9 protein-coding genes are annotated in these 12,390 nt (G+C 68.2%); 5 read left to right on the top strand and 4 right to left on the bottom strand.

The annotated features are described in order from the left end of the window. The first annotated feature begins 58 nt into the window (after positions 1-58). The 4 genes from FGS76_RS04105 (at position 59) to FGS76_RS04090 (ending at position 5,653) form a co-directional block, all read left to right on the top strand. Entirely contained in the window at positions 59-1,372 is a 1,314-nt protein-coding gene (locus FGS76_RS04105; RefSeq protein ID WP_138771362.1) for a cytochrome c, read from the top strand. Then, a complete protein-coding gene (locus FGS76_RS04100; protein ID WP_276607922.1) occupies positions 1,356-1,859 on the top strand; it encodes a (2Fe-2S)-binding protein in 504 nt (167 codons plus the stop codon). Before FGS76_RS04105 ends, FGS76_RS04100 begins: the two co-directional genes overlap by 17 nt. Then, the gene (locus FGS76_RS04095; protein WP_138771361.1) at positions 1,852-4,185 is read left to right on the top strand and encodes a xanthine dehydrogenase family protein molybdopterin-binding subunit; all 2,334 of its coding nucleotides are present in this window, start codon (positions 1,852-1,854) and stop codon (positions 4,183-4,185) included. The genes FGS76_RS04100 and FGS76_RS04095 overlap by 8 nt, the downstream gene beginning before the upstream one ends. An 85-nt stretch (positions 4,186-4,270) precedes the next feature. Next, a complete protein-coding gene (locus FGS76_RS04090) occupies positions 4,271-5,653 on the top strand; it encodes an MFS transporter (RefSeq protein WP_240692406.1) in 1,383 nt (460 codons plus the stop codon). A 31-nt stretch (positions 5,654-5,684) separates the two neighbouring features. Here FGS76_RS04090 and FGS76_RS04085 read toward each other — a convergent pair whose 3' ends face one another. Then, positions 5,685-6,632, bottom strand: coding sequence for a LysR family transcriptional regulator (locus tag FGS76_RS04085; protein WP_138771360.1), 948 nt, complete (start codon positions 6,630-6,632; stop codon positions 5,685-5,687). Between the two features lie 156 nt (positions 6,633-6,788). Between FGS76_RS04085 and FGS76_RS04080 the strand changes: the two genes are divergently transcribed. Further along, positions 6,789-8,486 carry a sulfatase family protein gene (locus tag FGS76_RS04080; RefSeq protein WP_138771359.1) on the top strand — a complete coding sequence of 566 codons (1,698 nt, stop codon included), beginning with the start codon at positions 6,789-6,791 and terminating at the stop codon, positions 8,484-8,486. Positions 8,487-9,367: 881 nt separating this feature from the next. On the opposite strand, the gene FGS76_RS04075 is transcribed toward FGS76_RS04080, so the two are convergent. The 3 genes from FGS76_RS04075 to FGS76_RS04065 are packed head-to-tail and all read right to left on the bottom strand — an operon-like array spanning position 9,368 to position 12,262. Next, on the bottom strand, positions 9,368-10,354 hold the full coding sequence (locus FGS76_RS04075) for a glucosaminyl phosphatidylglycerol flippase (RefSeq protein ID WP_170214394.1): 987 nt from the start codon (positions 10,352-10,354) through the stop codon (positions 9,368-9,370). Then, positions 10,351-11,148: an N-acetylglucosaminyl phosphatidylglycerol deacetylase gene (locus tag FGS76_RS04070; protein WP_138771357.1), complete on the bottom strand. Its 798-nt coding sequence runs from the start codon at positions 11,146-11,148 to the stop codon at positions 10,351-10,353. The genes FGS76_RS04075 and FGS76_RS04070 overlap by 4 nt, the downstream gene beginning before the upstream one ends. Then, entirely contained in the window at positions 11,132-12,262 is a 1,131-nt protein-coding gene (locus FGS76_RS04065; protein ID WP_138771356.1) for an N-acetylglucosaminyl phosphatidylglycerol synthase, read from the bottom strand. Before FGS76_RS04065 ends, FGS76_RS04070 begins: the two co-directional genes overlap by 17 nt. Between the last annotated feature and the right edge of the window lie 128 nt (positions 12,263-12,390).

Raw genomic sequence — 12,390 nt, 5'->3', positions numbered from 1 at the left:
GGCCCACACCGGCTGCGGGTGTATGTTGGTGGCCGGATCGGTCTGCAAGGGGCACACCATGATCAAACGTATTTTCCTCGCCCTGGTGGTAGTGGGCGTTGTGGTGGCGGGCGCATTCGCGTTTTACGCCTGGCACCCGGAGTTGCCGGCCATGGCGGCGGCGGACCGCCCGGCCTTCGACGCCGACACCATCGAGCGGGGCCGGGTGCTGGCGGGGGCGGGCTACTGCAGCACCTGTCACACCGCCGCCGGTGGCGAACCCTATGCCGGCAACTACCCGGTGGTCAGCGACTTCGGCACCATCTATGGCTCCAACATTACCCCGGACCCGGAAACCGGCATCGGCAGCTGGTCGCCGGAGGCGTTCCGGCGTGCCATGCACGAGGGCGTGGACCGCCAGGGGCGGCATCTCTTCCCGGCCTTGCCCTATAACCATTTCACCCTGCTCTCCGACCAGGACGTGGACGCCCTCTACGCCTACCTGATGAGCGAAGTGGAACCGGTAAAACAAAGCACCCGCGAAAACACCCTGCCGTTCCCGCTGAATCTGCGTTTCCTGCAGGCCGGCTGGAAGCTGCTGTTCGTGGACTTCGGCCGCTATCAACCGGACCCGGACCAGAGCGATGCCTGGAACCGGGGCGCCTATCTGGCCGAGGGCATCAGCCATTGCGGAGCCTGTCACACGCCCCGCAACGCCCTGGGCGCCGAGGACGGTGACCGGCGCTACGCCGGCGCCACCATCGACCGCTGGGTGGCCCCGGCGCTCACCAGCGCCAATCCCTCGGCGGTGCGCTGGACCGCCGCCGACCTGACCCTGTATCTGAAACACGGCGCCGAGGCTTACCACGGTATCGCCGCCGGTCCCATGGGGCCGGTGGTGCACGCCGGGGTGGCCGAACTGTCGGACCCGGACCTGCAGGCCCTGGGCGTCTATTTCGCCAGCATCGCCCGGGACGGCGACAGCGGCGCCGAGCCACAGCCGGACTATTCGCCGGTGCAGGCCAGCGTGGCCGCCGGCAAGCCGGACCCGGCCTACCGTCTCGACGATGGCGAGCGCCTGTACGCCACCGCCTGCGCGTCCTGCCACTACAACGATAGCGCCGACGATCTGAAAGCGACGCGCCCGGAGCTGGGCATCAACTCCGCCGTGCGGCTGGATGATCCGGCCAACCTGATCCATGTGATCCTGGACGGGGTGCCGTCGGACGAAGGCAGTCAGGGCGTGGTGATGCCGGCCTTCCGTGACGCGCTCAGCGACCAGCAGATCGCCGCCATCGCCGCCTATTTGCGCGCCAGCCGAACGGACCTGCCGTCCTGGCCGGATCTGCCCGCCCGGGTGGGCGACCTGCGCGCCCATGCCGGCACGCACTGACGAGGACACCACCATGATCGAGTGCACCATTAATGGAGAAAAGGTCCGCCTGGACGCGGACCCGGACATGCCGCTGCTGTGGGCCCTGCGCGATCTGGCCGGCCTCACCGGCACCAAATTCGGCTGTGGCATCGGCCTGTGCGGCGCCTGCACCGTCCATGTGGGCGGGCACGCCACCCGCAGCTGCATCACCCCGCTGAAGGATGTGGCCGGCGCCGAGATCACCACCATCGAGGGCCTGGACGCCGATGGCGGCCACCCGCTGCAACAGGCCTGGCGGGAACTGCAGGTGCCGCAGTGCGGCTACTGCCAGTCCGGCCAGATCATGCAGGCCGCCGCGCTGCTCAAGGACATGCCCAACCCCACCGACGAAGACATCGACGCGGTGATGACCGGCAATCTGTGCCGCTGCATGACCTACACGCGCATCCGTGGCGCCATCCGTGATGCCGCCGCCGCCATGAAGGAGGGCAGCGCCCATGGTTGATCCACGCCGCTTACCCGACCACGCTCCGGCGACGCCGCGCCTTACCCGGCGCAGCTTCCTGGTGTCCATGTGCGCCGCCGGCGCGGTGTTCGGTTTTCCCCGCGCCGGTCTGGCGGCGATGAATCCGGAAGCCGCCGACGGCCAGCCCCTGGAGGCCGCCGGGCGACGTTTCGAACCCACCATCTGGTACTGGATCGATACCGAAGGCCGGGTCAATGTGAATGTGATCCGCGCCGAAATGGGCCAGCACGTGGGCACCGCCATCGCCCGCATCCTGGCCGATGAGCTGGGCGCCCGCTGGGAGGACGTGCACATCGAGCACGTGGACAGCGATCCCAAGTGGGGCACCATGGTCACCGGCGGCAGCTGGTCGGTCTGGCAAAGCTGGCCGGTCTACCGCCGCGCCGGCGCCGCCGGCCGCCTGGCCCTGGCGGAAAAAGCCGCCGCCCAGTGGGGCATCAAGGCGGACGCGGTGACCGTGGCGGACGGCCGGGTCAGCGCCGGCGGCCGCAGCATGGGCTTCGGCGAACTGGTCAAACAGGGGCTGGACCGCCAATTCAGCGAGGACGAACTCAAGGACCTGCCGCTCAAGCCCCACGACCAGCTCACCCTGCTGGGCCAGGACCTGAAGGCCCTGGACATCGACACCAAGACCAACGGCCAGGCGATCTACGGCATCGACGCCAAGGTGGAGGGCATGGTGCACGCCGTGCCGATCCTGCCGCCGACCCGCTACGACTGCACCATCACCAACATCGACGACAGCGCCGCCAAGGATATCAAGGGCTACCAGCAGACCCTGAAGCTGGATGATCCGTCCGGCACCGCGCCGGGCTGGGCCATGGTGATCGCCGATAACCATTGGGCCGCGCTGAAGGCCTCTCGCCATATCAAGGTGTCCTACAACACCGGCGACGCCACCGGAGTGGGTGAAGCGGAAATCCAGACCGAGAACCGGCGTCTGATCGACGACAGCGGCAGTGGCGCCATCATGGACACCGGCGACACCGGCGATGTGGATGCCACCTTCAAGGACGCCGCCGACACCTTCCAGGCGGACTACAGCACCCAGACGGTGCTGCATTTCCAACTGGAACCGGCCAACGCCCTGGTATTCCGCAACGACGACGGGGTCTGGGAGGTGCACACCGGCAACCAGTGGCAGTCCCTGTGCCTGCCCTGGCTGCAAAAAGCCCTGGGCGTGGACGAGGACAAGGTGGTGATGCGCACCTACCTGCTGGGCGGCGGCTTCGGCCGGCGGCTCAACGGCGACTATGCGGTTCCCGCCGCGCTGGCCTCCAAGGCGCTGGACGGCAAGCCGGTGAAGATGATCATGACCCGTGCCGACGACAGCCACTTCGACAGCGTGCGCTCCCCCACCCTGTCCCGCCTGCGCATGGCCTTCGACGGCGACAAAAAAGTGGTGGGCATGGACAGCGCGGTGGCGTCCGGCTGGCCCACCAAGGTGATGATCCCCTCCTTCATGCCCAAGGGCACCAACGGCGAGCCCTACGACCCGTTCTCCTCGGACGGCATCGACCATTGGTACGGCGTCGGCGCGCAACGGGCCCGGGCCATCTCCAACGAGCTGGCCGAACACACCTTCCGCCCCGGCTGGTTGCGCTCGGTGTCCCCGGGCTGGATCAATTTCGCGGTGGAGAGCTTTATGGACGAAGCCGCCCGCCATATCGGCGAGGACCCGGTGCGCTTCCGCCTCAACCACTTCAAGGCCGAGGGTCGCAACGCCGGCCAGGCGCCCAATTCCGTGGGCGGCGCCCACCGTCAGGCGGCGGTGCTGAAACGGGTGGCGGCCCTGTCCGGCTATGGCCGCGACGACCTGCCCAAGGACAGCGCCATCGGCATCGCCACCACCTACGGCCAGTCGCGCAGCATGCCCACCTGGGTGGGCGGCGCGGTGCACCTGAGCGTGGACCGGGACAGCGGCCGGGTGTCGGTGCACAAAGTCTGGCTGGTGGTGGACTGCGGCACCGTGGTGGACCCCAACGGCGCCCGCGCCCAGGTGGAAGGCAGTGCCCTGTGGGGTGTATCCATGGCGCTCTATGAAGGCACCGAGTTCAAGAACGGCCGGGTGCGCAACACCAACCTGGACAGCTACACCCCGCTGCGCATGATCGACACGCCGGACATCGAGATCGAACTGGTGGAGAGCACCGAGGTTCCGGTGGGGCTCGGCGAGCCCGGCACCACGGTGGTGGCGCCGGCCATCGCCAACGCCATCGAGAGCGCGGTGGGGGTACGTCTGCGCCATCTGCCGATCACCCCGGCGGCGGTCCGCGAGGCGTTGCAAAGCGGCGCCAAGAGTTAACCGGCGCCGCCACCGACCGGAGCACCGCCGCCGATAAAGGCGTATGATGACGGGCCGACCCTGAACCCGACCGGGAGGCCCTTTCTTGGCCGCAAGCAGTTCCCTGGAGGACCGTCCCGAGCATGACGGTCTGCCGGCGCGGCAACGCCGCCTGGCCATGCTCGCCATCGCCACCAGCATCGGTATGTCGGTGATGGACAGCAACATCGTCAACGTGGCCCTGCCCACCATCGCCGACAGTCTGGACGTAAGCCGCTCCCAGGTGGTGTGGGTGGTCAACGCCTACCTGCTGGCGGTGGCCACCACCCTGCTGCCGTTATCGTCCCTGGGCGACATTGTCGGCTACCGCCGCATCTACCGTTTGGGCCTGGGCCTGTTCGTGGTCGCTTCCCTGGTCTGCACCCTGGCGGATTCCCTGGTGACCCTGGCGGTGGCCCGGTTTTTCCAGGGCCTGGGCGCCGCCGGCGTAATGAGCGTCAACGCCGCCCTGGTGCGCTTTATCTACCCGGCCCGCTCCCTGGGGCGCGGCATCGGCCTCACCGCCATGGTGGTGGCGCTGTCCTCCGGCCTGGGGCCCACGGTGGCCGCCGGCATTCTGTCGGTGGCCGACTGGCCCTGGCTGTTCGCCTTCAACGTGCCGCTGGGCCTGCTGGCGCTGTACCTGGCCTCGCGCAATTTGCCGCGCACCCCCACCGATGCGCGCCGCTTCGACTGGCCCAGCGCCCTGCTCAACGCCCTGGCCATCGGCCTGCTGGTCAGCGCCGTGGACGGCCTGGCCCATGGCCTGTCGCCGCTGCCGGCGATGGCCGCCCTGGCCGCCGCCCTGCTGGTGGGCACCGCCCTGGTGCGCCGCCAGTTGAACCAGCCGTCGCCCATGCTGCCGGTGGATCTGCTGCGTATCCGCCCGTTCGCCCTGGCCATCGGCACCTCGTTCTGCTCCTTCACCAGCCAGATGGCCGCCTTTATCGCCCTGCCCTTCTATCTGCACGACGTGCTCGGCTACAGCGCCGTGCAGACCGGCCTGCTGATGACCCCCTGGCCGGCGGCGATCATGGTCACCGCGCCCATCGCCGGGCGGCTGGCGGACCGCTACCCGATCGGCATCCTGTGTTCGCTGGGGCTGCTGCTGAAAGTGGTGGGTCTGGTGCTGCTGGCGGTGCTCTCCAATCAGGCACCGCTGGGGGTGATTCTCGGCTGCATGGCGCTGTGCGGGTTCGGCTTCGGCTTTTTCCAGGCCCCCAACAACCGCGCCATCATCGGCTCCGCGCCGCGCCAGCGCAGTGGCGGCGCCGGCGGCATGCAGGGCACCACCCGGCTGCTTGGCCAGACCCTGGGCGCGGCCCTCACCGCGCTGATGTTCGGCCTGATGGACGACGCCATCACCCCGGCGCTGCTGATGGCCGCCGGCTTCTCCTTGGCGGCGGCGCTGATCAGTCTGTTGCGGATTGGCGTGACGCCTAAGGTATAACGCCTAAGGTATAACGCCTAAGGTATAACGCCTAAGGTATAACGGTCTGCTCGCGCAGCCCCAGGCCGCCCTCCGCCAGTAGCCGCCACAGCCGGCCGGCGGCCTGGGACAGGGGCCGCGAGCGCAACCGGTAGGCGCAGGTGTGGGCGGTGGCGCCCACATCCAGGGGCAGCGACACCAGCCAGCCCGCCGCCAGCTCTTCGCGGATCAGTGCGTCCGGCGCCAGCGTCAGGGCGTGGCCGGCCCGGCACAGCCCCACACAGGCGCTCAGCGTCGGCATCAGGAATTCAGCGCCATTGCGCTCCATCAGCAAGCGGTGGAACCAGGGCGCCGCCTGGCGGCCGTAATCCGGCGACACCCGGGGCATCGCCCAGGGCCGGCCGGCCACGAACGCCAGCGCCGCCGCCTCCGAGTCCAGCGCCGCCCGGGCCTCGCCGCGCAGCCAGTCCGCCGGCGCCACCATTCTCAGCGGCAGGTCCAGCAACGGTTCCACCACCGCGTCGTCCAGGTCGGGCAGATTGGCCCGGCCACGCACGTCGTAGAGCAGAAAATCATAGCGGTAGCCGTACAACCCTTCGCGCAGGGCCTCGAAATGGTCGGTGTGCACATCCAGATGCAGCTTCAGCCCGGCCCGCTCCATGGCCAGCGCCAGCTCCCGGGACAGCAAGTCCGGCACGAACGGCCCGCAGCCCAGCCGCACCTGCCCCTCCCGGCCCTGGCGGAAGCGCTCCACCATCTGGTCCAGGCCGGCGCTCTCGTGCAGCACCCGTGACGCCTGCCGGTACAACACGGAGGCGAACTCGGTGGGACGCAACGAACGGGTATGGCGCTGGAACAGCGGCGCGCCCAGCTCCTCCTCCAGTTTCTGCAGGACCCGGCTCAGCGCCGGCTGGGTGACGCCCAGCGCCCGCGCCGCCGCCGACAGGCTGCGGTGCTCATAGACCGCGCGGAACTGAACCAACTGCTGCAATTGCCACATGGGCCCTCCCGGGGCTTCTCGGTGCCGCCCGGCGGCGGCCTTGGCAGCCTCGGCCGGCGCCGAAGGCATGGATATATAACCCCGAGTAATGGGTTATGGCGCCATACTCCCGCCCATCGTTCAAAAAAACAACGAGAAATCGCCGAGACCAAGCCGATGACGTCCTTCAGCCGACGCACCCTGCTCAAGCAACTGGCGCTGGGCACCGCCGCCCTGGGCACCGCGCCGGCCCTGCGTGCCGCCGCCGGTGGCGCCGGCAAGCGCCCCAATGTGCTGTTGCTGGTCTCCGATCAGGAAAGAAGCTGGCCGGACCTGCCCGGCGAGCTGGACCTGCCGGCCCACGAAAAGCTGCTGGCCCGGGGCGTGGGCTTCACCCAGTACCACGCCAACACCTCGCCCTGCTCGCCGTCCCGTTCGGTGATGTACACCGGCCAGCACACCATGCACACCGGCATGACCGCCAACCTGCACGCGCCGCCGTTTCCCACCCTGAACACCGACCTGCCGACCCTGGGCCATGTGTTCCAGGCCCTGGGCTACCACACCGCCTACAAGGGCAAGTGGCACCTGTCCGATATCGAGGACGGCCCCGGCCTGATGTACGGCAGCTACCCCAGCCGGCGCCAGGCCCTGGAACCCTACGGCTTCCACGACTACAACCTCACCGGCGACGTGCACGGCTCCGTATGGCAGGGCTATCTGGCCGATCGCATGGTGTCCGGCGAGGCCGGCCAATGGCTGCTGCGCGACAGCGGCAAACTGGACCGGCCCTGGCTGCTGGCTGTGAACTTCGTCAATCCCCACGACATCATGTTCTTCTCCACCAGCGAGGCCCAGGACCGCTCCCGGGCCAATCCCATGTTCATGGCGCCGCTGCGACCGGCGCCCAACGACCCGCTCTACGACCGGGATTGGACCCACCTGCCCCTGCCCGCCTCCTTCCATCGTGAAACCCTGGCCGGCAAACCCTGGTGCCACCACTCCTATGCCGATGTGATCGACACCCTCTACGGGCACATCGACAAGGACGACGAAGCCGCCTGGCTGGCCAACCAAAGCTACTACTACAACTGCCTGCGCGACGTGTCCCGGCAGGTGGACCGGGTGCTGTGGGCGCTGGAAAAAAGCGGCCAGATGGACAACACCATCATCGTCTACACCGCCGACCACGGCGAAATGGCCGGCGCCCACGGCCTGCGACAGAAGGGCCCGATGGTCTACAAGGAAAACAGCCGGGTGCCACTGATCATCCGCCACCCGGACGTGCGCGGCGGGCGCACCGTGGCCAACCTGGGCTCCACCCTGGACCTGCTGCCGACCCTGGTGGGGCTGGCCACCGAGGGCCAGAGCAAGACCGACACCCCCGGGGTGGACCTGAGCCCGGTGCTTAACGGCGGCGCTACCCGCCGGGACGACCAAGGGGTGCTGTTCGCCTACGGGGTGCTGCTGTACACCGACCCGGAAGCCACCCGCCGGCTGGTCACCGAAGGCGACGAAATCACCCCGGTGAAGCTGATGGCCGATTTTCTCAAGCAGCTGCGGCTGGGCCCGGAACTGGGCAACCGGGGACTGCACCGGGGCGTGTTCGATGGCCGCTATAAGTTCGCCCGCTACTTCAGCCCGGACAGCCACCACACTCCCACCGATTGGAACACCCTCAACGCCCACAACGACCTGGAGCTCTACGACACCTGGCAGGACCCCCACGAACTCCACAACCTGGCCACCGGGCGGGACCCGGACCAGGCCCTGATCATGGCCATGAACGAGAAAACCAACCGGCTGGTGGCCGACGAGGTGGGCGAGGACAACGGCGCCGAATTTATCGGACCCACCTTTATGTACACGCTCTAGACCAGCCACACCGCTGATTCCGTATTCGCCCTTGGGGGGCGTGCCCCGGGCCGCAAGGTCCGGGGCTTTTTATTGGTGCATCGTTTGAAAAAGCGGGTCTTTATCCGGGGCGCAGAGCCGTGTGGGGACCTTCCGGGAACGCCGCGAGTACCCGCAAGCGGGCCCGGCCACCCATCACAGATGGGCGGCGTTCGGCGGCGCGCGAAGCAGTGCTTCGCAACACGCTTGCCTCACCCCTGTAGGCTCCCTTTCGAACGTCCTGTTCTCAAGGGTCCCGGAAGGTCCCCACACGGCTCTGCTCCGAGGTAGCGGAACCGTTCCGGGTACCAACAACGATGAACCGGGGTGGGTGGTGGTGGCGGCTTCGTAGGCTGGGGATTGCTGTACCTCCGGCGCCATTGTTATCGCGACTAAAGTCGCTCCTACAACAACCACAACCACTGTCCGGGGAGGCTAGTGTTGAACTGTAGGAGCGACTTTAGTCGCGATCCCCTCGGCGCCATCTTCATCGCGACTAAAGTCGCTCCTACAACAACCCCAACCACTGTCCGGGGAGGCTAGTGTTGAGATGTAGGAGCGGCTTCAGCCGCGATCACCTCCGGCACCATCGTTATCGCGACTAAAGTCGCTCCTACAACAACCGCAGCCACTGTCCGGGGAGGCCAGTGTTGAGATGTAGGAGCGGCTTTAGCCGCGATCCCCTCGGCGCCATCTTCATCGCGACTAAAGTCGCTCCTACAACACCCCCAGCCACCTCTGGGGAGACCAGTGTTGACCTGTAGGAGCGACTTTAGTCGCGATCCCTTCCGGCGCCATCGTGATTGCGTCCCGGCTGGAGAACGAAACTTCAATCAACCGTTAAACAGTTCGCCGCTGTCAGATCAGCTCATCAGCGGACGGGTTTCGCGGGCGCCGAGGTAGAGCATCAGCAGGGCGCCGACGATCAGGTACCAGTAGAAGGTCACGAATCGCCAGATCACGATCACGGTGGCGGCGGTGACAGTGCCGAGCCAGGGATTGAGCAAGGCGGCGCCGGCCACCTCGGCGCCACCGGCGCCGCCGGGCAGCAGGGTGAGATGGCCGGCGCCCATGGCCACCATCTGCACGAAAAAGCCATAGGCCCAATCCAGATGCTGGCCCAGGGCCAGCACCGCGATATAGATCACCGAATAGCGCAGCAACCAGTGCAACATGCACAGGCCGAACATCAGCGCCAGCCGGCGCCGGGACACCGCCAGGGTCTCCTCCAGGCCGCGCCGAAAACGCAGGGTGGCCCGGGCCAGCCGGAAGCGGCGCCGCCGGCGCATGCCCAACCAGGCGAGCAGCTCGCCGGAGGCCACGAGCAGCCAGCGCTGGTGGCGCACGGTCAGCACCACCGCCGCCAGTCCGCCCAAGAGCAGCCCCAGCGGCACCGCCAATTGCCACCAGGCCCCCCAGTCCAGATAGCGGGCCAGGCCGTAGAAGGCCACGGTGGGCAGCAAGGTGGCGAACACCAGCATGTCGGTAAGCTGATCCACCGCCAGAACGGCGGTGGCCCGGGAAGGCGCCACCCCATGGCGGGACAACAGGGCGGCCAGTGTGAACGGCGCGCCGCTGCCCCCGGGGGTGGCGTTCAGACTGAACTCGGTGGCCACGGTGGTGATCAGCGCGGAACCGTGGCCCAGGGTCGGCGCCCGGCCGTTGAGCATCAGGCGCAGGCGCCAGGCGTTCAGGTTCCAGCACAGACCGATCATCGCCAGCAGCAGCAGCAACCAGCCCAGCGGCAACCGGGCCAGATCGTGGAACGCTTCCGGCCCGCCCAGCACCAGCGGCACCGTGCCGCCCACCAGCAGGGCCAGGGCCAGCAACCAGCGCCAGTGCCGACTCACTGCGCCGCTCGCCGCTGCTCGAACCGGCTTTGTTCCAGCAGCCAGCGGCGCTTGGTCACGGTGCGCCGCTGCCGGCGCAGGCGCCGCACCGTGTCCAGCCAGAAGCGGCGGCTCTCTTCATGGCGCAGATCCACCGGGTGCAGCGCCAGGCGCAGAATCGGCGCACCGCGGTAGTAGAACATGCGCCACCGGTTGAGCAGGATAAACAGGCGCCGGCGCCAGGCGCTGCGCGAGGACATCACCAGGGTCGGCAGTGGCCAGCGGCGCTCGTCCGGCAGCCGGTAGATGGCGCCGCCGTCGGTGCGGTAGGCGAAGCCGGCTTCGCGGATCGCGTTGCGGCCTTCGCTGTTGGTCACCCAGCCCGGCGGCACGAAGCCATCGGCGTGCCAGCCCTGGCCGTAGAACATGGCCAGGCCGTCGCGGATGCGGCGCGCCGCCTCGCCCCGGTTCAGCGCCGAGAACTCGCCCTCGTGGGTGAGCACCCGGCGACGCAGCAGGCCGGCGGGCCCGTGGGGCGGCGGCCCGTCGTCCTCATGGTAGTAACCGTGCAGCACCAGTTCGTCCCCGGCGTCCTGGCGGGCCCGCAGCGCCCGGCAGAACGCCGGGTGCCGTTCGGCCAGGTCGTCATGGTGAAAATTGGGTACCGCCAACAGGGTGCAGCGCAGCTCACCGCCCTCTTCCTCGCGCTCCAGCTCCGCCAGGAACGCGCGGTACAGCGGCCAGCTGTGGGGCGCCACGTCATGCAGGGAAAGCATGAACGCCGGTGCCCGGGGATCGTCAGGGATGGGATTCATGGGTTCGCGCCAAGACAGGTTGATCGTAAACGCCCAGCACCCGGTGGTAGTGGCCCAGCAGGCTGTCCACCACGGTGTCCCAACTGTGCCGGGCTTCCACGTGGGCCCGGGCGGCACGGCCCAGCGCCGCCGGATCGTCGTGCTCGAACAGATCACGGATAGCTTCCGCGAAGGCGCCGCCGTTGTTGGCCGGTGCATGGCGACCGCAACGGGCCGGCACCACCTCCGGCAGCGCGCCGGCATCGGCGCACACCACCGGCAGGCCGCTGGCCATGCCTTCCAGGGCCACCAGCCCGAAGGTTTCCTGGTCGCCGGCGTGCACCAGGGCATCCGCCGCCGCCATCCAGCCGGCCACTTCCGGGGTCGGGCAGAATTCATGGATCACCGACACATTGTCCGGCGCCTCCGGTTGCAGGCCGGTGCCGATCAGCAGCAGGTGATAGTCGGGCAAGGCGCGCATCGCCTCCAGCAGCACCGGGATGTTTTTCTCCTGGGTGCCACGGCCGGCGAATACCAGCAGCGGGCGGTCGTCCTCGATGCCCAGGGTGCGGCGGGCATCGGGTTTGGCCCGGCGCGGATGAAAGGCGTTCAGATCCACGCCCAGGGCCTGCACCTGCACGTCTTCAACGCCACACTCCGCCAGCCGCCGCGCCATCACCTGGCTGGGGCTGAGCACCAGGTCGAAGCCCTGGTACAGACGGCGGATATAGGCCCGCGTGCCGGAATCCAGAAAGGCGCCCACCCGATGGTGGATCAGCGACAGCAGGTCCGAGTGGTAGAAACCCACCGCCGGCACGTCCAGCATGCGCGCGGCGCGCTGGGCGGCCCAGGCCGGCGAATAGGGGTCGCCGGCTTCGATCACGTCCGGCTGCAAACCGGCCATCACGTTGGCCCACAGCCCCAGCCGTACCGGGAACCGGTAACCCGGCGCCAGCGGCAGCGGCATGGCCGGCAACTGGATGAAATCCTCTTCGAAGCGTACCCCGGCGCCGGGCAGCACCACCTTGTGGCCCATGCCGTCACGGCGCAGCAGCGCCTGACGCTTGGCATCAATATAAGTGCGCACCCCGCCGCTTGATTGCGTATAAAACAAGGTGCTATCGAGAATCTTCAAGCGGCTCTCCTTCTCCCTGGCTCAACTCGCTGATTTTCGTCAAAAACCCCAAGATGGGCCTAAGATAGCATCGCTTCTTGAAGAGCGGCCCCGCCCACCCGGTAAAGGCTTGTAAAAGGCCGCGGCGC

Source organism: Alloalcanivorax gelatiniphagus (assembly GCF_005938655.1).
In the GTDB taxonomy this organism is placed as follows: Bacteria; Pseudomonadota; Gammaproteobacteria; order Pseudomonadales; family Alcanivoracaceae; genus Alloalcanivorax; species Alloalcanivorax gelatiniphagus.
Note: the sequence above shows the minus strand (reverse complement) of the source record. Positions and strands in the feature narration are given on the sequence as shown.